Origin of the sequence: Chryseobacterium oranimense, from assembly GCF_900129755.1 — a bacterium.
GTDB lineage: Bacteria > Bacteroidota > Bacteroidia > Flavobacteriales > Weeksellaceae > Chryseobacterium > Chryseobacterium oranimense.
The window spans coordinates 143,588-168,990 of sequence record NZ_FQWT01000004.1 but is presented as its reverse complement, the minus strand read 5'-3'; the positions used below and the strand labels follow the sequence as shown (position 1 = coordinate 168,990).

Below are 25,403 nucleotides of genomic sequence, written 5' to 3'. Positions count from 1 at the left end.
ATGCTACTTCTTTTTAGAGATAAAATGGTTGGACAGTAATAACGTAGCACCGATGATCAGAATAAAGTAGGCAACATCTTTAAGATCAATAAGACCTCTGGTAAATCCTAAGAAGTGCTGATAAAACCCTATATTCTGAAGAATAAAATCTGCGCCGCCCAACAGTTTGTAGCTGGCAAGCTGCTCTATCCCGAAATACATAATAAAACACATGAAAACTCCTAAAAGATACGCCATGATCTGGTTCTGTGACAGTGAAGAAGCCAATATACCCACTCCTGCAAAAGCAGCAATTAAAATAATCAGCCCGATGTAACTTCCAAAGGTCATTCCAAGGTCAATATTTCCTTCAGGAACCCCAAGAACATAAACTGTATAAAGATAAATCAGTGATGGAATAAGGCAAAGAACCCCAACAATCCATACTGAAAGAAATTTCCCTGTTACCAGATCGGAAACTTTTAAAGGCTGGGAAAACAACCAGTTCAGCGTTCCCGTCTGCTGTTCTTCTGCAAAGGTTTTCATAGAAAGTGCAGGGATGATGAACATCAGCAGCCATGGTACGAGTACGAAATAGCTCTGTAAAGAGGCCATCCCGATATCGAAAATATTGGAATCATTCTCGAAAAAAAACAGGAAAAGAGCCGTTATGAGGCTGAATGCGGCAATGATTACCCATGCGCTCCAGTTTCCAAAGTAACTCCAGAGTTCCTTTTTTAAAATTGCAATCATAGTTTTTTGTACAATGTAAAAGCAGATGTATTGATGTATACATCCGGCTTAAACTATTATTTGTTTTTTTTATTCTTATTAATGAGTTTAACGGTCATCATGATCAGAAATACAAGAACGAAAAATCCGGCGATTAATTGCCACCAGTATTCAATCACCGCAGATTTCAGGATCACAGTGAAAACTACCAGGAAGAGAATAAACGTAGCAATTTCATTGGCCTGCCGTAATTTGATATTAGGCGTTTCGATGGCCTGCCCGTTGAGTTCTTTCAGTTTCAGCACTTTTTTCCAGCACCAGTAATGGTAAACGGCGAGACCGACCAGAAAGGTAAGCTTTAAATGAAACCACGGCATTTTCATCAGCCCGGTATTCAGGAAAATCATAATTATTCCACAAACTGCCATAATGATACCCGCAGGAACCGTAATGATATTCCACAGCCTTCTGGCCATGAAAGTATACTGCTCTCTGAGGATTTTCTTTTTTTCGTCAGCAAACTCGTCCGTATCCTTATAGTAAACAAAAATTCTTACGAGATAAAAAATTCCCGCAAAATAACTTACCATGAAGATAATATGCAGTGCTTTGATTATAGTATAAAGCATTTTTTAAAATAATGGCAAATATAATGTTAATAACAAAAATATTTGGTAGAAATAATATAAAAAAACACTTCGACCCTGTTCATCATGACATTATTTATACTAACTGCTCTAAATTTTATCAAAAATTAAACACAATAATAAAAACGGTCATGCTGAGCAAAGTCGAAGCATCTGTATCGTTAATTTTAATTAAGAAATAACTCCCAGTTCTTTCCCCACTTTCTCAAAACCTGCAATGGCTTTATCCAAATGTTCTTTTGTATGGGCGGCAGAAAGCTGTACTCTGATTCTCGCTTTTCCCTTTGGAACCACAGGATAAAAGAATCCGATCACGTAAATTCCCTCGTCCATAAGCTTTTCAGCCATTTTCTGGGCAAGAGGCGCATCATACAGCATTACCGGAACAATAGCGGCATCACCGTCAGGAATATCAAATCCTTTGGCCACCATCTGGGTTCTGAAATAGGATGCATTTTCCATTACTTTATCACGAAGTGAAGTATCCTCCGAGATCATATCCAGAACTTTAAGAGCAGCTCCAACGATTCCAGGCGCCAGTGAGTTCGAGAATAAATAAGGACGGGAACGCTGTCTCAGCATGTCGATAATCTCTTTTTTACCGGAAGTAAATCCTCCCAAAGCACCTCCTAAAGCTTTTCCTAAGGTAGAAGTGATAATATCTACTCTTCCCATCACTTCATTCGCTTCGTGGGTTCCACGGCCCGTTTTTCCAATGAAACCTGTTGCGTGAGAGTCATCAACCATTACAAGGGCGTTATATTTATCTGCAAGATCACATACTCCCTTAAGGTCGGCTACAATACCATCCATGGAGAAAACACCGTCTGTAACAATAATTTTAAAACGGTGATCTTTTTCGGAAGCAGCAATTAACTGGGCTTCCAGATCTTCCATATTATTGTTTTTATAACGGTATCTTGCCGCTTTACATAAACGTACCCCGTCAATGATGGAAGCATGGTTCAATTCATCTGAAATAATAGCATCCTCTTCTGTGAACAACGGTTCAAAAACTCCTCCGTTTGCATCAAAACAGGCAGCATACAGAATAGTATCTTCAAGACCTAAGAAATCTGCAATCTTTTTCTCCAGTTGCTTGTGAATATCCTGTGTTCCGCAGATAAAACGTACAGAAGACATTCCGTAACCGTGAGATTCTATCATGTCCTGGGATGCTTTCATTACTTCCGGATTATTGGACAGCCCCAGGTAATTATTGGCACAGAAGTTTAAAAGTTTTTTTCCATTGGCTTCAATTTCCGCACTCTGCTGGGAAGTGATGATTCTTTCTCTTTTGTAAAGACCATCATTTTCAATGTTTTGCAGTTCGTTCTGTAAATGTTGAAGATATTTTTCAGAGATCATTTTTTAGTAATTTTTTAGATGTGCTAATTTAATAAAAAGCCTTTAAAGTATCAGCTTTTATACGTTTAATTCTAAAAACAGGGCTCAATTTCATTTTTAACATTATTAGTCTACTAATTTAGTAGGATAATAACTATATTTGCTTTTTAAAATTCAGGAATATGAGACTGACTCCCATAAAAAAAGTAAAGAAAATAGATTCTGAAAGCTTTAAAAATAATCACATGAAGCCTCGTTTTCCGGTTATCATGGAGGATTTTATCGACCCTGAAAGTCCAGCATTCAAGAAATGGAATTATGAGTATTTCAAGGAAATAGCCGGAGATCAGAAAGTCAATATTTACGGAAGCGAGCTTGAATCCCTGGATAAAGTGGCAAGCAGCCCGATAGGCCAGACCACTTTTGCAGAATATCTCGATCTGATAAGTACAACTCCTACGGAGCACAGGCTTTTCTTATTCAACCTGCTTACGATCAGGCCGGAGCTTAAAGATGATCTACATTATAATGATGTTACCGACGGAAAAATATTAAAATGGCTTCCTTTTATGTTTTTCGGAGGTGAAGGTTCCATTACCAGAAACCATATTGATATCGATATGTCCCATGTTTTTATTACCCAGTTTCACGGCGTTAAAAGAATCTGGCTTTTTCCGTGGGAACAGTCGGACCTTATGTACAAGCTTCCCTATAATTTTCACAGCTTACCGAATATTAAAGAACCGAATTACAGGGAATTCCCTGCCCTGCTCTATTTAGACGGTTACGAAGCATTATTAGAACCTGGTGAAACACTTTATATTCCATCAGGATGGTGGCATTATATACAGTACGAAACGGAAGGCTACTCTGTATCTGTAAGGGCGCTTCCTTCCAGCCTTCTGGAAAAATGGCGGGGGTTTAAAAACATGGTCGTAACCAGAAATTTTGACAATATAATGCGCAGGCTCTTCAAAGAGAAATGGTTCCGTTATAAAGTAAGAATAGCCAGAAAAAGAGCTGCAAAAGCATCCCGAAAACAAAGAATCTTTCTCATCTGAAAACCCTCATTTACAGTTTAACCATTAAATAATTTTACAATGGAATTTATATATGCCCTATTATCCGCCGAGCGTCCTCTTTACACTTTCTATCCTCTTTTTTAAATGAAAAAACCTTCATTGCTGAAGGTTTTTGTATATCTAAGAGCTATTCTTACTGTTTTAAAAACTTAATATTTTTATCATCAACCGAGAAAATATAAGATCCCGGAACCAGTTCTGAAATTCCAACTGCCTTTCCTGGCTGGTAAACGGATTTTCTTATTAATTTTCCGTCTAAACTATAGATTGAATAAGCGGCAGGCTTATTAATTCCTTTTATAAACAGCTCATTTTTTGCCGGATTTGGATATAAAGCAAATTCTTCCTTCTCCACAGATGATACGCTTAAGGTATTATCCTGAATTACCGTAGAATTTTTCTCCAGAATCTGGTATTCATAATTGAATTCGACACTGGCTACAGGGAAAGAAACCGTTTCCAGGAATCCCTGGTTGTTAGAAGTGTTATTCAGAGCAAAATAAGCAGTCTGCCCGCCGGTTCCGTTCACTTTGATCGGTAACGGGATATCAAAAAAGCTTACCGTGGGACTGCTCTGTACCTGAGATGCTTTAAACAGGATCTGGTTTCCTGTTTGCTTCCATTTTATAGTGTAACTCGGATAGCCTTCGCCATATAACCAGTCGTTAAAAAAGCCTGTAAAGTCTTTTCCTGTAGACTGAAGCAGAGAAGTATTAAAATCTACCGTTTTCACATAATTATAAGCCAGATTCGGTCTTGCGTGGTAATCTTTAAGTGCCTGATAAAAAACAGCATCACCCAGAATCCATTTGATCATTCTTAAAATATAAGCTCCTTTTGCGTATGTCAACCTGTTATTGAATATCCTGCTTACATTGGAAAGATCTGCATCGGGAACATAGGTAGAACCATTGGGAGCAGAGGTAATATTATTGATTTCTCCTAATAGAAAATTCTTGAATTCGGTATTGGTCATCAACAACTTTTCGTTGGCCAGAACAGCTCCGAAAGTGGCGAAACCTTCATTCAGCCAGATATCATTCCAGGCCCCGCAGGTTACTTTATCTCCAAACCACTGATGGGCCAGCTCATGAGCAATAAGTCCCTTGCTCCAGCTTCCCATAGACGACATGGTCTGATGCTCCATTCCTCCCCCGAACTTAAACTGCATATGCCCGTATTTTTCATTACGGAACGGATAAGGCCCGAAATACGTTTCGAAAGTACTCATTATCTGCTTGGTCCATTCAATATTAGCCATGCTTACAGGGTCTGCATTGGTGGATGGGTACACATAATTAACAAATGGAAAGGGCGGATTTCCCATCGTATCGTTAATTTTAACGAAATTGGTAATGGAAAGCGCAATCAGATAAGCTGCCGTAGGGTAAGCTGTTCTCCAGAAAGTAAGTTTCTGGTTGCCGGGAAGTATGGTTTCGGACATTAATTTTCCGTTGGCTGCCACATTATATTGAGAAGGTGTTGTGATCTTAAAATCAAACCTTTCAATTTTGTCATTCATGCTTTGCTTTGTCGGGAACCAGTCCTGTGCACCATAAGGCTCGCTCAGGGTACATAAAATAGGTGTTCCGCTTTGCAGGGTAGTTGAAAAAGCATTTCCGGGAGTTGGTGCTCCTGAATAATGAATGGTGAGTGAATCCAGCGTATTGGCAGGAATAGAAGCCGGGAAATCTATTTTTATTTCTTTTGTCGGCAGCTGCTGGAAGGTAAGATTGCTTCCGTGATACTGTACCTGGGAAACAACCATATTATCCGTAAGATCGAAATAAATGCTGCTCATATTCAGATTAGGTTTGAAATGAGAAGTAACGGACCCTGCAATGTTGTATACCGCCGGATCTAAAGTAACATTCATCCTTTGATACTGTAGATCGTAGTTTAAAGTATTGGGATTAATGTTGTAGGCGGTCATTTTTTGGGTAAAAGAATTCATTTCTTTTGCAATGAGCCCTTTCATTTCAATATTTTGGTCCTGGATCTGTCCATAGGCTGGCTGGGATAGCAAAAGGCCCAGGATCAGAAGGTAAAATTTTCTCATACTCAGAATATTAGATTGTAACCAAAGATAAAAAAAAACCTTCTAATCATTGATTAAAAGGTTTTTATAATATTAAAATAATATCTTTTAAAGATCCAGAGCCGGCTCAAGAATTTTTTCCATTCTTTTCTTTACCATATCTACAGATCCTGAATAGTTGTTTACCATTAAAGAAAACACCAGGGTTTTTCCTGAATTGGTCTTCAGGTAGCCGGCCAGTGTTTTTACTTTATTCAGAGTTCCTGTTTTGGCAAAAACCTGTCCGTTTCCGGTACCGATGAACATTCTTTTCAGCGTTCCGGACTGTCCGCCTACCGGCAGTGAAGTGAAATAGGTTTTATAATATTTCTCATCCATTAAAGAGGTTAGAAACTTGGCCTGGGCAATAGGCGTTACATTATTACTTCTGGAAAGTCCGCTTCCGTCTATATAATTTAAGCCCATCATGTCGAAGTTTTCATCTTTAAGATGGCTGGTAACTACGATTCTTCCGGATTCCGAAGTCTGATCACCCAGTTTCTGGAATCCTACTGTTTTCAGTAAAGCTTCTGCCAGGGAATTGTCACTGTGCTGGTTGGTATAGAATATAATATCACCTAGTGTAGGGGATTTATAGGCTGAAACCAATTTTCTGCTTTCCGGAGCCGGATCCGTCATTCTCGGAGTTACTTTTCCAGTTACTCCAATTCCGCTTTTTACCAAAGTTGTTCTTAAAGTATTGGCAAGATAAGCCGGAGCATCAGGAAGTTTTGTCGTTAAAAAACCGTCTCCTTCATATTTATCCGCGTATACCATCTGGTTGGCGTAAGGTGACATATAGAAGTATTTTTTTTCAGCAACCAGTCCTGATTTTTTCATGATCAGTTTTTCGTTGGCCGGATTAATCTCGCGTGTCGTTCCTACAGGCAGGTAATAATTATTGTTTTCAAGCCATACAACATTTTCCGGAAGCCTTGTAATATTGCCTTTGAAAAGCGCTGTCTGGATGATAATATCACCGTTTACCTTTCGGATACCTTCGCGGGAAAGTCCACCCATAAAGTCTGAAATAATGTCTCTGTAAGACCACGCACCGGCTTTGTTGGTTCCTAAAGAAGGATCACCGCTGCCTATCAGATAGAGATTTCCGTTTAAAGTTCCGTTTTCGTCAATAGTTCCTGAATATTCCAGCTGAGTCATCCAACGGTAGTTTTCACCTAAAAGGTTCATTGCTGTTTCCGTGGTGAGCAATTTTGTGGTAGAAGCCGGAACTAAAGGAGTATTTTCGTTGTACGAAGAGATTACTTTCTTCGTTTTCGGGTCGTACACTACGAATCCCCAGTCTGCATTTTTCAGCACAGGATCCGCCATCATTGTGTTTACATTAATATCTACGAGCTCTTTGGCAGACAAAACCGTTCTTTCCGCTACAGAGGTAACGGGAGAAGGGAGGTTCAAAGTATTTTTTTGATTTTCGTAAGCCTGTGAGTAAAGAACTGTAGAAACGGTAGATTGAGCAAGGAAAAACCCAGAAGCCAATACCGCTACACCTGAAATATATTTTCTGTAATTTACCATCTATCTTTTTTTGTTTCCATAGTTTGACACTGTAAAAAATGATAAGTTAAATCATAAAGTTAAAGAGTCAAACACTTAATCAACGTCCAAAAGTAGAAATTATTGTCTTAAAAAGGGTTACGGAGGTCTTATAAAAGAGCCTAAAGTTTGTTAAAAGTTGTTAAAAATCCACAAATATATCTTTTTTAATACTTTGATATGCAGTGATTTCATCGAATTCATTCAAACTTAATAAAACCATTTTTTTAAATTCATCATACTTTTTCCCGCGCGGAAGTTTAAGCATAATCTGGAACTGGTATAAATTATTAAGCCTTGCAATCTGAGCTCTTTCCGGTCCCAGAACACATTCTTCCGGAAGGTATTTCCTTAAGACAGATCCCAGAAACTGGGAAGCCCGGTTTACTTTATCTTCTTTTCTGTGCTTCAGCTCAATCATAATCAGCTTGGTGAACGGCGGATAGTGGAATTTCTGTCGTTCGGTAAGGATATATTTATAGATTTTTGCCGGATTATTCATCTTGATCAGCTGAAAAACAGAATGTTCCGGATTATACGTCTGGATTAAAATTTTTCCTTTCCCTGAAACTCTTCCGGCTCTTCCGGAAACCTGGGTGATTAGCTGGTAGGCCCTTTCTTCCGCCCTGAAATCCTGTACATACAATAAGGAGTCTGCTTTGGGAATAACCACAAGCTCAATATGGTCAAAATCAAGGCCTTTTGAGATCATCTGTGTCCCTACAACAATATCTGTTTCGCCTTCCTCTATTTTTTCATACAGCTTTTCGTAGGCAAACTTCTTACGCATGGAATCTACATCCATCCTGTCTACTTCACTATCAGGAAATATTTTCGATACTTCCTCATGAATCTGTTCTACCCCTACTCCTCTTTCGTTCAGGTTTTCGGAATGGCATTTCGGACAGGTTCTCGGCTTTGAGGCTCTCTGGCCGCAGTAATGGCATTTCATTTCATTGGCTGCCTTATGATAAGTCATTACCACATCACAATTCGAACAGTAATTGACATATCCGCAGGTTTCGCATTCTACAACATTAGCATAACCGCGGCGGTTGTGAAGTACTATGACCTGATTTTTTTCGTCCAGCGTCTTTTTGATCTCATCTATCAGGTGTAAGGAAAAGTTCCCGGAAACTTTTTTGGATTCCTGGGCTTCTTTAAAATTGATGAGCTCATATTCCGGAAGATTGACGTTCCCGAATCTTTCATTCAGGAAAACATATTTTATTTTATCTTTTCTGGCGTTATAATAGCTTTCTACAGAAGGGGTTGCAGAACCCAGAATAACTCCGGCTCCATACAAATTACCTAAAACCATTGCCGCATCCTTTGCGTTGAAATAGGGAGAAGCTTCCCTAGGCCTGTATGCAGAATCATGTTCCTCATCTACAATCACGAGTCCTAAATCCTGAAAAGGCAGAAATAGGGCATTCCGCGTTCCTATAAGAATTTTAATATCGTTCTGCCTGATTTTCCTCCAAACTTCTACCCTCTCAAAATCGGTTAATTTCTGATGATAAAAACCAAGCTGCCTGCCGTATTTTTTTTCCAGTCGCTGAGTGATTTGCTTGGTCAGGGAAATTTCGGGAAGCAGGAACAGCACATTTTTTCCTTCCTGAATACATTCTTCAATTTTCTCCAGATAAATGTGGGTTTTCCCTGAGGAAGTAACGCCATGAAGCAGTAAATTTTTTCCTTCTTCAAAGGCTTCGTCAATCTCTGTTTTAGCTTCTTTCTGCAGTTCGGAAAGCTCTTCCAGCTCTTCAATTTCGCCTTCATAACTTTCGATCCTGTCTTTCTGCATGTGATATTCTTCTACAAGACCTTTATCCGCAAGTGCTTTAAAGTGTGAGCTTCCAAAATATCCATCTTCAAATAATTCCGACTTCTTAATCGCCACATCCGGATGCTCGGTTTGCTTTTCCAGGATTGCCAGGAAAAGGTCTTTCTGCTTCGGAGCTTTGTTGAGTTTTAAAAGGATATCCGTCAGGTTTTGGTTACCTAAAACCTCATCACTGATTTTCACATAGGCTACTTCTTTCGCTTTATATTTTTCAGCTATTTTCTCGTCAATTTCAATATACTGCAGATCAATCAGGGAATTGATCGTTTTGATGATTTCTTTTTTAGGAATAAAGGCTTCAATATCGGTGAGATTGATGAGCTGACGTACTTCGAGTGCCTGGATAAGGTACATTTCATTAACATCGAGGTTTTCAAAATCAACCGTTATATTGGGTTTTAGTTTTAAATAAGTTTCACTTTCAAGCTTTAAAGAAGACGGAAATGCAAAACGGTAGATCTCTCCCAGACCGCACAGATAATATTCGGAAAGCCAGTTCCAGAAGTTGATCTGCTCCTTGGGAAGAATAGGTTTATCATCCAAAATACTGATGACCTCTTTCGCCACAAAACTTTCCGGTGCGTTATCATGAAGCTCAAAAACAATTCCAGTATAAATTTTCTTCCCCCCAAAAGGTACGAGAACCCGCATTCCCGGCTGAATCATAGGCGTTAGTTCTTCAGGGACTTTGTAGGTGAAAGATCCTTTTAAGTTAAGCGGTAAAACTATCTGGGCGTACTGCAAGGGAAATTTTTAAAGTGTAAAATTAGATTTTTCTTGAGAGAACTGCAATTTTTTCTTGAGATCAGACAGTAAAGCAATCTTATGCTGTTGTTCTGTTAAACTGGTTGTATTTTTTACTCTCGCAGATTGAGCAGATTTAGCAGATGTTTGCGTTATAATCGTGCTGTTATTTAAGATATAAGAGTAGTATTGAGCCTATTTAATTCATGATTATAAATCACAATATCCATACACATCTGCTCAATCTGCGAGAAAATATTCTAAACATTCAACAGCTTTGTTTTGTACACAAGATCAGTATGACAATTTTAGAAAAGAATTTCTGTGATATAATACCAGACCGCAGAAGTAAGGAACCCGACAATGATACTGAACCCAATAATGAGATTGGTAAGCTTGGTATTCAGCCTGAATTGTTCTGCAATAATACTTGAGGTGACGACAGTTGGCATAGCAGCTTCAAATACAGTGATTTTGGCCACATCTCCTTTTACATTGAGAAGTAAAGCCAGTCCCAAAACGATAGCCGGAGCAAGGATCAGCTTGTAGAGCATAGAAGCTGACATTTGAGGAATCAGTTTTTTCCATCCGCTAAACTTTAATTGAAGTCCTACTGAAAATAAGGCCAGCGGACTTACTGTTGCTGCAAGTTTATCAAAAAACGTTTCTGCAGCGGTAAAATCAATAAACTGCGACAATACCAATGCTGCAACACATCCTATCAATGGAGGGAAAGTAATCAATCTCTTTAAAATAAATTTGGCACTTACTTTTCCTGATCTGCTTCCCCCCTTCACTGCCGCTATAATTCCCATTGTGGAAAGGGCAAAGAACATGGTCTGATCGCAAATAATGGCAATACTTAAAAGGCTTTCGCCGTAAAATGCACTGATCAGGGGAAAACCGATGAAAGATGTATTGCTGTAGCCACTTGTGAGTTCCAATGTGCTTCTGGACCGTCTGGAATAGCCTTTACTTTTGCTGTAAAACATCATAAAGAAAAAGCAAAAAACGGAAATCAGGAAGGTGGCAGCAATCGGAAACAGCATTTCTGTGGTCCATTTCACTTTTGGCAGATATTTGAAAGAAACCGCGGGCAGAGCAAGGTAAAGAATCCAGGTATTAATGCCTTTGTGGGCATCGGGATGGATAGATTTTGTCGCTTTGAATACCATTCCTGCAATAATGCACACCGCAATCAGAACAAAATTTACCATAATATTTAAAAAATTGAATGTAAAGTTACGGTGGATTTTTTAGTTACAGCTTTAAAAACACAATAATATACATTCAATTTTCATGGTATGCATAAGGTTATTTTTTCTTTCTCAGATTTGCAGATTGAGCAGATCTTTTTCCATTTAATTTTGGAATGTATCCCAAAGACTCATTAATTTGATGTTTTCCACAGGTTTTGAAAGTTTGATCTTTTTTGAGGTATTGGGAAGCAGGTCAAAGAAATTATCACTGAAATGAGTGTCTCCCATCAGATAAATATCTTTTGCCAGGACATCAGTGGAAATTTCAATTTCTGTTGAAGATATTTTCTTGATTTTAATAGTTGGTTTTGTCAATTTTAAATCTTTTGGTTTTGAAAAAAAATAATGAGTTTTAGCAAATATTTTTTCATTTTTATCTTTAGCTGTGATTGCGAGAAAAATTTCATTTTTGTCTGAATTTCCAATAATTTCTTCAAGTGAAAAAGGAAATTTTAATATACCATTGGGCTCCAAAGTTTCATAATCCGCAGTACCCGCTGAACCAAGTTTTTCTCCATTAAATTTCATGATATCAAAATCTAATGATAAATCTTCAAATTTTTTCCAATCATCATTGATTACGTAAAAAGTAAGTATCTCATCTTTTTCTTCTGTCGAAATCATATGACTTTCAAAACTTCTTTTCATTTCATAGTGCAATGCTTTCCAGTTTCCTGAATAATCTATCGAAGACCAGGACACTACAGGCCAGCAGTCATTAAGCTGCCAGTATAAGGTTCCCATATTATACGGCTTAGAACGGCGATGGGCTTCAACAGCGATTTTCATTCCTCGGGCCTGAAGAAGCTGGGAAATGTAATTGTATTGTATAAAATCTGTTGGAACTTTATAATCTCTTTTTATGTACTCACTGATGATCTCCCAGCCTCTGGTATTCTTTTCATGGGCCTTAACCACAGGATTCTGAAGGCTGAGATCAGGCGTTCCGGAAAACATGGATTTTACAGCATCAATGCTTGGCATTCCCTGAAAACCGTATTCTGACATGAAACGGCCCACTTTTTCATTATATATCTCAAATGGCTGCTCTCCCCACCATACTCCCCAATAGTGGGAATCTCCTTCTGTAAGGCTTTCCTTATGCCCCCAACCAATAGACGGTGAGCTTGGCCAATAGATGTTTTTATCGGGCGTAAGACTTTCTTTTAAAATATTTGGAATAAATTCGTGGAACAGTTTTTTATAATCTTTCCAAATCTGGAGGGAATCTTCTTTTGAGTAATTAAACTGTTTCTGATAACCCCAGTTGACAATCGCTTCATCAATTTCATTATTTCCGCACCATAAAGCAATGGATGGGTGGTTTTGAAGTCTGCTGACCTGGTCTTTCACTTCTTCTTTTACATTGTTTAAAAAATCTTCATCGGCCGGATAAAAGCTGCCGGCAAACATGAAATCCTGCCAGACTAAGATTCCATTTTCGTCACAGGCTTTATAAAACTCATCATCTTCATAGATCCCGCCACCCCAGACGCGGATCATATTCATATTGGCATCTTTGGCATCTTTGATGAGCTTCCGGTATTTTTCTTTAGTCATTCTGGGTGAAAAACTGTCTCCGGGAATCCAGTTAGTTCCTTTTGCGTACAAGGGCTTTCCATTCACTTTAAAATAAAAGGATTTTCCTGCTGCATCTTTTTCCTGTACGAGTTCTACAGTTCTGAGCCCAATTTTTATATTTTTCTGATGTAAGGATAAATTATTTTTAGAAAGCGCAATTTTAAAATCATAAAGATTAGCATCTCCCCAACCATTAGGCTGCCACAGTTTCATACCGTCTGTTTTGTACGGGACACTTATTTTATTGATCCCTTTTTTCAGAGAAACTTTTTGGATCTGCTTATTAATATTCAACACATAATCTCCGGCATTCTCTGCATTAATTTCTATTTCAAATTTTAAATTAAAAATATTCCCTGAAAAATTCTGATCATATTTAATATTTTGGATTTCAGCAAAATTCCAGCATTTCAATTGTATATCTTTCCATATTCCGGTGGTCACCAGTCTCGGGCCCCAGTCCCAGCCAAATTGATATTGGGCTTTTCTTACAAAGCTCCTCGGCGATTCCGGCATTGTAAACGGAACTTTCTTTGCCCGTTCTTTTCCTTCTTTTACAGCGGATGTAAATTTTATCTTCAGGTCGTTATTTCCTTCTTTCAGAAGCTCTTTTACAGGAATTTCCCATTTCCTGAACATATTATCTGTTTTTTTCAGCAGTTTTCCGTTCAGATATATTTCTGAAAAAGTGTCAAGACCATTAAAAATAAGATCTACATGGTCATTTTGAAGTTCTTTTGATGATACATTAAAACGGGTCTGATATTCCCAGTCTTCATTTTCTATCCACTGTACTTTTTTTTCATTCTCATCTTTGAAGGGATCGGGAATGATTTTGTTGTCCATCAGATCAAGATGCACAGTGCCTGGAATTTTTGCAGGCAGCCATTTCTGTTCCTGTGTATTTCTGAACTGCCATTTCTCTGAAGACAGGCTTCGTTCCGTAAGCTGTGCATTCATCATACTTTGAATAAAAAGGAAAGCAAAAAGGATAGATTTATTCATTAAGAGATCGAGTAAATGTATTATATGGATTTTAAACTGTATTTGTCATTCCGAGGAACGAAGGAATCTTTATACTATAATTGAGATTCTTTCACTTCACTCCGCTCTGTTCAGAATGACAAAGATTATTGATATCAGATCTGAAATTAACTATTTTTCAAAGCAATAACCTCATCTGCATTGGCAAAAGCTCCGCCATCCGTGATTGCTGAGGAATGAAAATAACCTGCGTTTGTAAATTCTCTGATCTCTGCAATATTGGTAGAACGAAGTCCGCCACCCACCAGAATTTCAATTCTGCCATTGGAAAGCTCAACCAATTTTTTAAGGTTTTCCTTACCTTCTGAAACATTGGGTTTCTGGCCCGAAGTAAGGATTGTTTTAAAACCACAGCCAATGACTTTTTCTAAAGAATCTTCAAGACCTTTTGCTCTGTCAAAAGCACGATGAAAAGTGCATGGAAGAGGATAAGCCATCTCAACCAAAATCTTGTTGTGTTCTACATTCACCTGATCATTTTCGTCCAGGATCCCAAAAACAAAACCGTCTACTTTCAGAGATTTCAGCTGGAGCAGATCTTTTTGCATTTGTTCAAATTCAGCTTCCGAATAGGTAAAATCTCCTCCTCTTGGGCGGATCATTACAAAAAGCGGGATGCTTATTTTTGCTCTGAGGTCTCTTGTTGTTTCAAAACTGGGGGTTGTTCCGCCTTCACTTAATCCATCGCACAACTCAATTCTGTCAGCTCCGTTTTCAAATGCAATCATTGCTGATTCCGGATTAAAGCATGCTATTTCTATTTTTGACATTTTTATTTTATATTTTCAGATTATTCCTGAGACACATTTGCAATCAGAAAAGAATCGTTTTGTTTTATAACCTCTATTTCAACAGGATATTCTGATTTTAACTTTTTATCGGAAAGAATTACATCAAATATGAACATAACAGGATCCGGTTTTGAAAAGGGAATGGATTCTAAAACTTGTTCACACTTTGAAACTTTAATTTCTTCCCAATCCTGACCGCTTATTAAAAAGCCGCTGTTGATTCCTGCTTTCCTGACGTCAAATTTATTTTTCCATTTGTTCTGAAACTCTTTTAAGGTAAGGCTTCCGTCAACATCCATATCGACGTTCATTGCATCCGTTTTATAATCGTAATATTCCTTTGTCGTTATTTTCTGCATTTCTTCATCGAGATTTCCAAGATCTGCTTTAAAGTAGTTTTCAATGCTTTTTTCCAGCCATTTTTTTGCTTCTCCGGATTCATCACGTTTATTTTCTGAAATTCCGGTTTCAGTTTTTTGGGAAACAGATTCCTGCGGTGCCTGAGGCTGAATTTCTTTCTTTTCTTCTTTGCATGCTGTGATCAGAAACAAGGATGTAATGATCATTCTTTTCATATTATTTTTGATATTCTAAGTTTTGGCTAAAGCCGTTTGGTGTTTTTTATTTTTGCAAGCGGGCTAAAGCCCGCTCCTATTGAATCTAAAGAAAACATAATTATTTCAGAGCAAATTCCGGTTTTTCCAGACGGTTGCCTTTCTGATCATAAACAGCAAAATTAAATCCGTCCTGGATGCAGTAAGAACCATATTCGCCTTTTTTATTTAAGGCAATGAATCCAACCTGGATATCTTTCAGGTTTTTATTTCTTCTTTGAGCAATTTTCACAATTCTTTCTACGGCTTCTTTGCAGGCCTGCTGAGGAGTTCTACCTTGCCTCATCAATTCAACCACCAGGTGCGTCCCTACAGTACGGATCACTTCTTCGCCGTGGCCGGTAGCCGTAGCCGCCCCAACTTCATTGTCTACAAATAATCCTGCTCCAATGATAGGGGAATCTCCTACTCTTCCGTGCATCTTAAAGGCCATGCCACTGGTAGTACAGGCACCAGAAAGGTTCCCTTGTGCATCCAGAGCAATCATTCCGATGGTATCATGGTTTTCTATATTGGCGACTGGCTTGTACTCACTGGTTTTCAACCATTCTTTCCATTCTTTTTCCGAATCGGGAGTGAGAAGGTTTTCTTTTTTAAAACCCTGGGATAATGCAAACTGTAATGCTCCATCACCAACCAGCATAACATGCGGCGTTTTTTCCATCACTGCTCTGGCCACAGAAATAGGATTCTTGATATTTTCCAGACAGGCAACGGAGCCAATATTATAGTTTTCGTCCATAATACAAGCATCGAGGGTAACTCTTCCGTCTCTATCCGGCCGTCCTCCATAGCCTACACTTCTTTCAGTCGGGTCTAATTCCACGAGACGAACTCCTTTTTCCACTGCATCGAGGGCTTTTCCTCCTTTTCCCAGGATAGTCCAGGCTTCTTCGTTTGCCTTGAGTCCAAAATTCCAGGTGGAAAGAACGATGGGTTTTCCTGCATTTACAGGGTTCTCAGACAGTTCCCCGGCCATCAGATCCAGTGGGTTTACAGCAAGTGCCAGCGAAGCAGCAGCTGTTTTTTTAATGAAGTTTCGTCTACTTTGCATATTCAGATATATTTGGCTTCCAAATTAGGAATTTTCCCGCTAGCAGGAAAGGAAAAAGACCACAGAGTACTATGGTCTTTCAGTTTTTATTAACACTAGGGTTATTTACTTCTTCAATAGCATCAATACAAGTGCTGACGGCTGTTGTAACAGATTGTATGCTATCTGTTCAGAAACTGATTCCTAATTGGCACCAATTTCGTCAACGAACAGCCATGCTTTGGAATCTGCACCGGGATTTCCGGCAGGAATAATACCTGCATTTTCTATTTTAAGTTTAATGTATTTTGCCGTCTGATTTCCTACATTCAGCTTTATTTTTCCTTGTGAATTCTTAATTTCTTCTTTTCCGATTTCTTTAATCATCTTGAAGCTATTACCATCATCAGAAACAAAGATCTGTGCAGATTTAGCCAGATGGATCCAGCTTCCTTTATTTTCCAGGGTATTAAAATAAACTTCGGAAAAGTTGGTTTTTTGTCCCAGATCAATGGTTGCCACCACATCTTTTCCCTGAAAACCTAACCATGTCTTGCCTAATTGTCTGGTATTTCCGATAATTCCATCCACCAGGGTGAAAGCTCCCCCAAAAGAATAATTTTCGCTGGGCTGCTGTTCCAGAGTAATTTTTTTTCCCGTTGTTTTTGAAATTTTGAATTCCTGGAAAGAAATGGCGCTTTTCAGTTGTGCGTCCTCAAAATAGGCAGATTTAACGGTTAAAGATTTTGAAACGGCAATGGGTCCCTGATAAACCTGCGAGTTTATGGAAGGTTCTGTCCCGTCTGTTGTATATCGTATTCCTTTAGGGTCCTGGGATACATTCAGCTCATAAGAAATACCATTCCCGGCAGGAAATACTTTTCCGGTAATATTATAAATACTTCTGGCATAGTTCACCTTCATTTTATCAAGAATTTTGAACTGGCTGATTACCCTTCCTTCAAATTCTTTATAGTTTTTAGGATCTGACGTTCCCCATCCTACTTCGGAAAGGGCCATCAGCCTTGGAAATATCATGTACTGCACCTGCTTAAAATCCGTAATGTATTCTGTCCATAAATTGGCCTGTACTCCTAAGATATATTTCGCCTGTTCAGCATTCAGCTCTGAAGGAATGGGATCATAGGAATAAACTTTATCCAAAGGGGTAAAACCTCCGAAAGCATTCGGCTCCGTTTGAGGATCACCCTGATAATGATCAAAATAACAATAAGCTCCCGGGGTCATTACCGCAAAATGGGAAGATTTTGCAGCTTCTATCCCTCCGTTTACGCCTGTCCAGCTCATAACGGCAGCATTTGGAGCCAGGCCTCCTTCAAGAATTTCGTCCCAGCCGATGATTTTTCTTCCTTTGCTGTTGACATATTTTTCAATCCTCTGAATAAAATAGCTTTGCAAGCCATGTTCATCCTTCAGATTATTCTTTTTGATCAGTTCCTGGCAATGGGCACATTCTTTCCATCTCGTTTTCGGACATTCGTCACCACCGATATGGATGTATTGTGATGGAAACAGTGCAATAACTTCATCCAGAACATTTTCAAGAAAGGTGAAAGTTTCTTCTTTCGGGCAGAAAACATCATCGAAAACACCCCATTTCGTCGCTGCTTCAAACGGCCCCTTTGTACAGGCGAGTTCGGGATAGGCTGACAGAGCAGCTAAAGCATGGCCGGGCATTTCAATTTCCGGAACAATGGTAATATGTCTTTGCTGAGCATATTTAATAACGTCTTTAATCTGCTCCTGGGTATAAAAATAGGGACCATAGGGCTTCCGGTCAAAAGTATTGTCAACGTAAGCTCCAACCATCGATTCTTTACGCTTTGAACCGATCTGGGTGAGTTTTGGGTATTTTTTAATTTCAATTCTCCAGCCCTGATCATCTGTAAGGTGCCAGTGAAAGGTATTCAGCTTGTACATGGCTAAATAATCAATATACTGTTTAACCTCATCCACATTAAAGAAATGACGGCAGACGTCCAAATGCATTCCGCGCCATGCAAATTTAGGCTGATCTTCAATCCTTAAAGCAGGAATTTCCCTGTCTTCCTTATGTTCTTCAAAAAGCTGAGCCAGGGTTTGTAGAGCCAGAAAATACCCCTGTCTGGTATTGGAAGTAATGAAAATCCTTTGGGGAGAAATATCAATAGTATACTTTTCTTTATCTTCTTCGGGATGAATAGGAATTTTTGGCTGTGGAAAAGGCATGTACATCAGATGAATTCCTTCTGTCTTACTGCTATTCCGGAATTTCACACCGGAACCAAGCCGTTTTTTGAAATACTCCGTTTCTTCTTTTGGAAGTTTATCATTCAGGATCAATGTTTCAGGAATGATGAACTTTCCTTCCTGCATGGTTACGCTTTGGGGATAAGGAATTAAATCCGGCCTCTTCTGAGCATGAAAAACTGTGGAAAAAATAACGGAACACATAAAAAGGAAACGTCGCATTTAAGTATGATTAAGGTTTTAGCTAAGATAATTATTTTCCAAAACTCTTTGGCCATTTAACTTATTAAATAATAAATCATCTAAATTTGCAAAAAAAATACAATGAGAAAAAACATTCTATTCGCCGCAGTATTATTATTTTCAGTTTCTGCGCAGGCTCAACTTTTAGATATTATTAAATCCACCGTCAAAAACAAAACCGGTGTTGATCTTGATAATCCCACAAAAGCAAAAAGCACTACAATAGCTACTCCTACCACAACTTCCACTTCCACTACTTCTGCAAGTACTTCCCCTATCAATCTGGGAAGTCTGACTTCTTCACAAATATCCTCTGGATTAAAAGAAGCTTTAAGTCTTGGGGTAACTGACGGTGTGAAGAAACTGGCTGTAACTGATGGGTTTTTAAAGAATGAGGCCGTAAAAATTTTAATGCCTGAAAAGTTAAGAAAGATCGACACCACACTACGCTCCCTGGGAATGGGAAGTCTTGCTGATGAAGGCGTGAAATTATTAAACAGGGCTGCTGAGGATGCCGTAACAGAAGCTGCTCCAATTTTCACAAAAGCCATCACCTCCATGACCATCACAGATGCTAAAAATATTTTATTGGGCAGTGATAATGCAGCAACCAATTATTTACAGACCAAAACACAGAGCCAGCTGTTTACAGCCTTCCAGCCCAAAGTAAAAGCATCATTGGGTAAAGTAGGTGCAGATACGGTATGGAAAAATCTGATTTCTAAATACAATACCTTCACAGGGCAGTCTGTAACAACTGATCTTAATGAGTATGTTACCACTGAAACTATTAATGGTGTTTTCAAAATGGTGGCTGACAAAGAAAGTGGTATCAGAAATACTCCGGCCATGAGGACTACTTCTATTTTACAGAAGGTTTTTGGGGCACAGGATGGGAAGTAATTCCGTTTTTTTGTAAAGCTTTAAAATATATAAACTGCTTCATTTTTGAGGCAGTTTTTCTTTTGTCTTGTGTTATGGGATGGGAAGGTTTAATGGCTTTTCTTTTGTCTTGAAACAAAAGAAACAAAAATTCAAGACCTGGAAAATTCCGCTAAAAATAAATGCTGTTCTCTAAAAATTCTGAAACTTGCGCGAATTCTGTGTTTGTTCTTCAGTTTTGTTCTTGTGTCGCGCTTCGGACAGTAGAATTTTTTTAACGTTCACAGCATTTATTTTCTTAACGCTCCATTTTCCTAAGTCGGGTTATAGTGTTCTAGGTCACTTTTTGAAATACTTGAAATTATCTAAATTCCAGTGTTAAAATCGGCTTAATCTGCGAGAGAAAATCTTAATAACCTTCCTTTTCTTTAAACAAAAATTCAAGTCCGGGAAGAAATAAAAAAACCTTGTCGGTGACAAGGTTTTTATTTTATTAGAATTGCATTTCAGGAATTTCGCCTTCAATGATCAAATCTGCTTCTGTTGATTGTATAATATGTTCTACTGAAACGCCCGGCGCTCTTTCTACCAGCTTGAAACCGGCTGGTGTAACGTCAAGTACAGCTAATTCGGTTACCACTCTTTTTACACAGTTCACGCCTGTAAGCGGAAGGGTACATTTTTTAAGGATTTTGCTTTCTCCGGCTTTATTAACGTGCATCATCGCAACAATAATATTTTCTGCAGAAGCCACAAGATCCATGGCACCTCCCATTCCTTTCACCATTTTTCCAGGAATTTTCCAGTTGGCGATATCTCCGTTCTCTGAAACTTCCATCGCTCCAAGGATAGTGAGATCCACTTTCTGGCCACGGATCATCCCGAAACTGAATGCAGAATCGAAAAATGAGCCTCCCGGCAGTATGGTAATGGTTTGTTTTCCGGCATTGATGATATCGGCATCTTCTTCTCCCTCGAAAGGAAAAGGTCCCATTCCCAGAACCCCGTTTTCGCTCTGAAACTCTACGGAAATACCTTCAGGGACATAGTTGGCAACTAAAGTAGGGATTCCTATTCCCAGGTTTACATAATAACGATCTTTGAGTTCTTTTGAAATTCTTTTGGCAATTTGTTCTTTTGTAAGCATAGTAAAAACTTAGACTGCAATTTAATTCTTTTCACTTGAATACAAAAGGTCTTTATTATTCAAAATTATTAATACCATAAGTCAAAATAATATCTCTAATTTTGCAGCATTATTTATTAAAATGAAAATACTTTTAAGATACCTTAAGCCCTACAAATGGTTAATTGTCATTTCTTTGCTGCTGGCAGCCATTAACCAGGTTTTTTCTTTGTTTGCACCGGCGATTACAGGGAATATTCTGGACCAGCTGGTAACGCATCCTAATTTTTTTGACAAAGAAAAGCTATTACCAAGGAACCTGAATGAGTATTTATATGGAAGTGAAGCCTATCACGGTGCCTTTTACTTTTTAGGATTACTGATCGGAACAGCGATGGTGAGCAGAATTGCCAAAGCTTTTCAGGATTATGCAGTAAGTGTAATCACACAAAAATTCGGTGCAAAGATTTTTACAGATGGTTTAAAGCATTCAATGGCTTTGCCTTATCAGGAATTTGAAGATCAAAGAAGTGGGGAAACCTTGTCCATTTTAACGAAAGTAAGGGAGGATTCGGTAAAATTCATCAATAATTTTATTAATATTTTCTTCGGAATCCTGGTTAGCATTATTTTCGTTTCGGTGTACGCCATCCGTTTGCATTGGTCAATCATGCCGGTGTATATCTGTGGTATTTTCCTGATTGCATTTGTGACCAATTTGCTGAGCAAAAGGATAAAGAGTATCCAGAAAAACATTGTTTCTGAAACTACCGCTTTAGCGGGAAGTACGACGGAAAGTCTTAGAAATATCGAAATTGTGAAAAGTCTGGGGTTAACCAATCAGGAAGTCATCCGTCTGAACAATAATACCTACAAAATTCTCGGTCTTGAGCTCAGAAAGGTTAAAAGCATCCGTTCTTTAAGCTTTATCCAGGGAACGATGGTGAATTTTCTTCAACAGATGATCACGCTGACTCTTCTCTATTTGATTTTTAAAAATATTGTGACTCCGGGACAATATCTGTCCCTTATGTTTTATGGGTTCTTTATTTTCGGGCCGATGCAGGAAATCGGGAACATCATTATCTCTTACCGTGAAGCCGAAGCTTCGCTGCAGAATTTTGACCGTTTAATGAAAAAAGACGTGGAGGAAAAGCCATCACATCCAAAACAGATCGGAGCAATCGAGGAACTGGAATTCAAGCATGTTTCTTTCAAGCACCAATCTGCTCAGTATAAAGCTTTAAATAATATTTCTTTCGATGTTAAAAACGGGGAAACCATTGCTTTTGTGGGACCGAGTGGTTCTGGCAAAAGTACTTTAGTAAAATTGCTGGTCGGACTTTACAGACCTCAGGAAGGGAATATTTTTTATAATACCATTAATGGAAAAGAGTTTGATTTTGACGAACTGAGAAATCAGATTGGCTTTGTAACGCAGGATACGCAACTTTTTGCAGGAACGATCAAAGAAAACCTTCTTTTTGTGAATCCAAAGGCTACGGAATCTGAACTGGCCGTTGCTTTAGAGAAATCGAGCTGTACCGCCTTGCTGGAAAGGGCAGAAAAAGGCATCGAAACGGTTATTGGTGAAGGTGGTCTGAAGCTGAGTGGAGGGGAAAAGCAAAGAATTGCCATTGCAAGAGCACTTTTAAGAAAACCTCATTTACTGATTTTTGATGAAGCTACTTCTGCATTGGACAGTATTACCGAAGAGGAAATCACTTCTACTATAAAAAGCATTTCGAAGGAAAGGGAGCAAATTACGGTTCTTATTGCCCACCGCCTTAGTACGATCATGCATGCGGACAGGATTTACGTACTTGAACGCGGACAGGTTGTGGAAATGGGATCTCATGATAATTTAATTGCTGAAAAGGGATTATATTATGCCATGTGGCGACAGCAGATCGGGGAAAGGAAAATGCTCAACCCCCAAGCATAAAAATAAAGCGCTGAATTCATTCAGCGCTTTATTTTTGTAAATATTATTTTTTAAGTAATTTAAGGAATGAAGTATAGTTAAGATGACTCATTCTGATTTTAAGCTTTATACTTATTATATTTTAATGGTTCAAAATAAAAGTTTAAACAAGTTATTATCAAATTATTCTTTGCTTCTGACTGTTCTCTGTTCGATTCTTTTTTCAAATTTTTCACCCTGAAATATTCTCTGGATCATAATTCCCGGAATATGAACCTGGTTAGGATCCAATTCTCCCGGTTCTACCAGTTCTTCTACCTCGGCAATGGTAATTTTTGCCGCTCCCGCCATCGGATGATTAAAATTCCTTGCAGAACCTTTAAAAATAAGGTTTCCGGCATGGTCCCCTTTCCAGGCTTTTACGATTGAAAAATCTGCCTGATAAGCATGCTCGAGAATGTGAGGTTTACCGTTAAAGTCTTTCACTTCTTTTCCTTCTGCAATCTCAGTTCCATATCCGGCAGGAGTATAGAAAGCAGGAATTCCAGCCTGGGCAGCCCTGCATTTTTCTGCAAGAGTTCCCTGTGGGGTAAGCTCAACATCTAGTTCCCCGGAAAGCATCTGTCTTTCGAATTCTGCATTTTCTCCCACATAGGAGGAGATCATTTTTTTGATCTGTCTTTTATGAAGCAGCAATCCAAGCCCGAAATCATCGACACCTGCATTGTTGGAAATACACGTTAAATCTTTTACATCGCTTTCTACCAAAGCATTAATGGAGTTTTCAGGGATACCGCAAAGGCCGAATCCGCCCAGCATTAAAGTCATTCCGTCCTGAATACCTTCTATGGCTTCCTTTGCATTTTTTACTCTTTTATCTATCATGAAATATTAGATTTTTCTGTCCGTTAAATTTAATAAATTTTCTCATATATCCGTAATAAGGATTTTCTGGTTGAATCTTCTATTTTTTTGCTTTAAAATGCTCATGCAAATCACTATGAATAAGGTTCTGAAAACCTATTCAAAGTTTTTTATATCCGTACCACAAATTGATTTATATTTGAATTCAATAAAATAATAAGCACAATTAAACCATGAAAAAAATACTTACATCTGTACTTTTTGCATTGGTAATCTATATCACTGGAGATGCCCAGGAAAAAATTTATTTTGATAAAAACTGGGAAAAAACAACTCCTGATAAAATGGAGTTTTACCGTGTAATCGAACCTAAAGGCAAACTTACTTTAATCAAAGATTATTATAAAAACGGAACGCTTCAGATGGAAGGTCTTGCTTCAGATTCTACCCTGGGCAATGAAGTTTTTGAAGGAAAAGTTACCTGGTATACGCCGGAAGGCAAAGTTGCTACTTTTATAGAGTACCCCAAAGTACATCCGGCAGGGCCTTCCCAATCTTTCGATAAAAAGGGAAGACTTATTAATGATTTCGTCTATAGTACAAACGGTGATTACCGTGGAAAATCATATGAATATAAAGACCCGCAAAATAAACTCTATTACAACACAATTATAACCTATGAAACTCCTTCAGTTTATAAGAAAGTAGTGTATGATGAGGATATTAAAGGAATCAGATACGAAATAAGTGTTGATCAGGAGGGAAATTCCAAGACAGAATACTATGGTGACAAAGGAAAATATATTGGTACCAATAACGATTTTGCAAAAGAGTATGAAACTACAGATTCCATACAAGTAGGATACTACTCCAATCCTATGAGGGTTTTTCAAATTTTAAAATATAAAAGTGATGGTTCCATCAAAGAAGGTACTATTTTCAGAGAAAACGGAAAGATAATGCAAGAGGAGAAAAGAAATAAAAATGATGGCTATAAAATAACATATGATGAATCCGGAAAAAAAATCGGAACTCTGATCTATCAGACTGACAAAAATTCCCATTTGTTAAAGCCTCAGGATGGTGAAGATTATGAATACAATATGGATTACACTCATATTTCGACTATCGATGTTTATAAAAACGGTTCGGTTATACTGTGCAAATCTTTTGATGAAAACGGGAAATTAGCTACAGAAAAAACATTGAAAGACAAAGTCGTTCAGGAAATTAAATTTTATAATCCAAACGAAAGCTTAAAATCCATATTAACTTACAAAGATGATATGCCTTATAATGGTATTTTATATGACAATTACAGTGAATTAACTTATGCAGACGGCGTGGTTGTATATTCTAAGTTTTTTAGTGATAGCGGCAAACTAAAGTCAGAGAAAAAGCTTAACACAAAACAGAATACTTATGAATGCTTTGTTTATGATAAAAAAGGAAACCTTATTTACACTTATACCCAGCCTAGAGAGGAAACTTTAGATTTTACAGCTGAAATTGTACAATATATTAATGGCAAACCGACCAATACATCCAGTGTAAAAGATGGTATTCTTATCAGCGGAAAAATTAGGCTTCAGGACGTGTCTGAAGCAAGAGAGCTGGAACGTAGCGGAAAATGGATTTTATTAAAACTTTATAACGATAAAGGAAAACTTGTCCAGGACTCTAAAATCCTGGCAGAGGATATTACTCCGGATCCTCATGATTTTACTTCGACCACCATACGGGAAAAAGCTCTGCTTGATGATTCTCTGTAGAAGTCCTTT

At 38.2% G+C, this 25,403-nt stretch carries 18 protein-coding genes; 4 read left to right on the top strand and 14 right to left on the bottom strand.

The features are described from left to right. Positions 1-3: 3 nt before the first annotated feature. From BUB03_RS13735 to kbl, 3 genes are all read right to left on the bottom strand, one after another. Positions 4-732 carry an ABC transporter permease gene (locus BUB03_RS13735; protein WP_073064085.1) on the bottom strand — a complete coding sequence of 243 codons (729 nt, stop codon included), beginning with the start codon at positions 730-732 and terminating at the stop codon, positions 4-6. 56 nt (positions 733-788) lie between these two features. Continuing rightward, positions 789-1,340, bottom strand: a complete 552-nt coding sequence (locus BUB03_RS13730; protein WP_073064083.1) for a CopD family protein — start codon at positions 1,338-1,340, stop codon at positions 789-791. A gap of 189 nt (positions 1,341-1,529) precedes the next feature. Beyond that, positions 1,530-2,726: a glycine C-acetyltransferase gene (kbl, locus tag BUB03_RS13720; protein WP_073064081.1), complete on the bottom strand. Its 1,197-nt coding sequence runs from the start codon at positions 2,724-2,726 to the stop codon at positions 1,530-1,532. Positions 2,727-2,887: 161 nt separating this feature from the next. Here kbl and BUB03_RS13715 point away from each other — a divergent pair, with 161 nt between their 5' ends. Further along, positions 2,888-3,766 (top strand): cupin-like domain-containing protein, encoded by an 879-nt coding sequence (locus BUB03_RS13715; protein ID WP_073064079.1) that lies wholly within the window; start codon positions 2,888-2,890, stop codon positions 3,764-3,766. 154 nt (positions 3,767-3,920) lie between these two features. On the opposite strand, the gene BUB03_RS13710 is transcribed toward BUB03_RS13715, so the two are convergent. The 9 genes from BUB03_RS13710 to BUB03_RS13670 form a co-directional block, all read right to left on the bottom strand. After that, positions 3,921-5,846: a M1 family metallopeptidase gene (locus tag BUB03_RS13710; RefSeq protein ID WP_073064078.1), complete on the bottom strand. Its 1,926-nt coding sequence runs from the start codon at positions 5,844-5,846 to the stop codon at positions 3,921-3,923. Between the two features lie 87 nt (positions 5,847-5,933). Then, positions 5,934-7,403, bottom strand: coding sequence for a D-alanyl-D-alanine carboxypeptidase/D-alanyl-D-alanine endopeptidase (gene dacB / locus BUB03_RS13705; protein WP_040995930.1), 1,470 nt, complete (start codon positions 7,401-7,403; stop codon positions 5,934-5,936). 160 nt (positions 7,404-7,563) lie between these two features. Continuing rightward, positions 7,564-10,011 carry a replication restart helicase PriA gene (priA, locus tag BUB03_RS13700; protein ID WP_073064076.1) on the bottom strand — a complete coding sequence of 816 codons (2,448 nt, stop codon included), beginning with the start codon at positions 10,009-10,011 and terminating at the stop codon, positions 7,564-7,566. A gap of 308 nt (positions 10,012-10,319) precedes the next feature. Beyond that, positions 10,320-11,228 carry an AEC family transporter gene (locus tag BUB03_RS13695; protein ID WP_073064074.1) on the bottom strand — a complete coding sequence of 303 codons (909 nt, stop codon included), beginning with the start codon at positions 11,226-11,228 and terminating at the stop codon, positions 10,320-10,322. Positions 11,229-11,372: 144 nt separating this feature from the next. Beyond that, a complete protein-coding gene (locus BUB03_RS13690) occupies positions 11,373-13,856 on the bottom strand; it encodes a beta-mannosidase (protein ID WP_073064072.1) in 2,484 nt (827 codons plus the stop codon). A 146-nt stretch (positions 13,857-14,002) separates the two neighbouring features. After that, positions 14,003-14,665 (bottom strand): copper homeostasis protein CutC, encoded by a 663-nt coding sequence (locus BUB03_RS13685; protein ID WP_073064070.1) that lies wholly within the window; start codon positions 14,663-14,665, stop codon positions 14,003-14,005. A 20-nt stretch (positions 14,666-14,685) separates the two neighbouring features. Beyond that, a complete protein-coding gene (locus tag BUB03_RS13680; protein WP_073064067.1) occupies positions 14,686-15,261 on the bottom strand; it encodes a hypothetical protein in 576 nt (191 codons plus the stop codon). Between the two features lie 100 nt (positions 15,262-15,361). Further along, positions 15,362-16,354 (bottom strand): isoaspartyl peptidase/L-asparaginase family protein, encoded by a 993-nt coding sequence (locus tag BUB03_RS13675; RefSeq protein ID WP_073064065.1) that lies wholly within the window; start codon positions 16,352-16,354, stop codon positions 15,362-15,364. 183 nt (positions 16,355-16,537) lie between these two features. After that, positions 16,538-18,805, bottom strand: a complete 2,268-nt coding sequence (locus BUB03_RS13670) for a glycoside hydrolase family 20 protein (protein ID WP_073064062.1) — start codon at positions 18,803-18,805, stop codon at positions 16,538-16,540. 102 nt (positions 18,806-18,907) lie between these two features. Between BUB03_RS13670 and BUB03_RS13665 the strand changes: the two genes are divergently transcribed. Continuing rightward, on the top strand, positions 18,908-19,729 hold the full coding sequence (locus tag BUB03_RS13665; protein WP_040995914.1) for a DUF4197 domain-containing protein: 822 nt from the start codon (positions 18,908-18,910) through the stop codon (positions 19,727-19,729). 472 nt (positions 19,730-20,201) lie between these two features. Here BUB03_RS13665 and BUB03_RS13660 read toward each other — a convergent pair whose 3' ends face one another. Continuing rightward, the gene (locus tag BUB03_RS13660) at positions 20,202-20,855 is read right to left on the bottom strand and encodes a CoA transferase subunit B (RefSeq protein ID WP_040995912.1); all 654 of its coding nucleotides are present in this window, start codon (positions 20,853-20,855) and stop codon (positions 20,202-20,204) included. A 121-nt stretch (positions 20,856-20,976) separates the two neighbouring features. Between BUB03_RS13660 and BUB03_RS13655 the strand changes: the two genes are divergently transcribed. Beyond that, positions 20,977-22,779 carry an ABC transporter ATP-binding protein gene (locus BUB03_RS13655; RefSeq protein ID WP_073064059.1) on the top strand — a complete coding sequence of 601 codons (1,803 nt, stop codon included), beginning with the start codon at positions 20,977-20,979 and terminating at the stop codon, positions 22,777-22,779. A 162-nt stretch (positions 22,780-22,941) separates the two neighbouring features. On the opposite strand, the gene BUB03_RS13650 is transcribed toward BUB03_RS13655, so the two are convergent. Beyond that, a complete protein-coding gene (locus BUB03_RS13650; protein WP_073064056.1) occupies positions 22,942-23,643 on the bottom strand; it encodes a CoA transferase subunit A in 702 nt (233 codons plus the stop codon). Between the two features lie 212 nt (positions 23,644-23,855). On the opposite strand from BUB03_RS13650, the gene BUB03_RS13645 reads away from it, so the two are divergent. Further along, the gene (locus BUB03_RS13645; RefSeq protein ID WP_073064054.1) at positions 23,856-25,394 is read left to right on the top strand and encodes a hypothetical protein; all 1,539 of its coding nucleotides are present in this window, start codon (positions 23,856-23,858) and stop codon (positions 25,392-25,394) included. Positions 25,395-25,403 lie beyond the last annotated feature (9 nt).

Bases quoted from the DNA above. Each gene is read 5' to 3' on its own strand.
- BUB03_RS13730 (WP_073064083.1), bottom strand. From the start codon at position 1,340: ATGCTTTATACTATAATCAAAGCACTGCATATTATCTTCATGGTAAGT.
- BUB03_RS13735 (WP_073064085.1), bottom strand. From the start codon at position 732: ATGATTGCAATTTTAAAAAAGGAACTCTGGAGTTACTTTGGAAACTGG.
- BUB03_RS13645 (WP_073064054.1), top strand. From the start codon at position 23,856: ATGAAAAAAATACTTACATCTGTACTTTTTGCATTGGTAATCTATATC.
- BUB03_RS13685 (WP_073064070.1), bottom strand. From the start codon at position 14,665: ATGTCAAAAATAGAAATAGCATGCTTTAATCCGGAATCAGCAATGATT.
- BUB03_RS13710 (WP_073064078.1), bottom strand. From the start codon at position 5,846: ATGAGAAAATTTTACCTTCTGATCCTGGGCCTTTTGCTATCCCAGCCA.
- BUB03_RS13660 (WP_040995912.1), bottom strand. From the start codon at position 20,855: ATGCTTACAAAAGAACAAATTGCCAAAAGAATTTCAAAAGAACTCAAA.
- dacB (WP_040995930.1), bottom strand. From the start codon at position 7,403: ATGGTAAATTACAGAAAATATATTTCAGGTGTAGCGGTATTGGCTTCT.
- BUB03_RS13670 (WP_073064062.1), bottom strand. From the start codon at position 18,805: ATGCGACGTTTCCTTTTTATGTGTTCCGTTATTTTTTCCACAGTTTTT.
- BUB03_RS13680 (WP_073064067.1), bottom strand. From the start codon at position 15,261: ATGAAAAGAATGATCATTACATCCTTGTTTCTGATCACAGCATGCAAA.
- BUB03_RS13675 (WP_073064065.1), bottom strand. From the start codon at position 16,354: ATGCAAAGTAGACGAAACTTCATTAAAAAAACAGCTGCTGCTTCGCTG.
- BUB03_RS13665 (WP_040995914.1), top strand. From the start codon at position 18,908: ATGAGAAAAAACATTCTATTCGCCGCAGTATTATTATTTTCAGTTTCT.
- kbl (WP_073064081.1), bottom strand. From the start codon at position 2,726: ATGATCTCTGAAAAATATCTTCAACATTTACAGAACGAACTGCAAAAC.
- BUB03_RS13695 (WP_073064074.1), bottom strand. From the start codon at position 11,228: ATGGTAAATTTTGTTCTGATTGCGGTGTGCATTATTGCAGGAATGGTA.
- BUB03_RS13655 (WP_073064059.1), top strand. From the start codon at position 20,977: ATGAAAATACTTTTAAGATACCTTAAGCCCTACAAATGGTTAATTGTC.
- BUB03_RS13715 (WP_073064079.1), top strand. From the start codon at position 2,888: ATGAGACTGACTCCCATAAAAAAAGTAAAGAAAATAGATTCTGAAAGC.
- BUB03_RS13650 (WP_073064056.1), bottom strand. From the start codon at position 23,643: ATGATAGATAAAAGAGTAAAAAATGCAAAGGAAGCCATAGAAGGTATT.
- BUB03_RS13690 (WP_073064072.1), bottom strand. From the start codon at position 13,856: ATGAATAAATCTATCCTTTTTGCTTTCCTTTTTATTCAAAGTATGATG.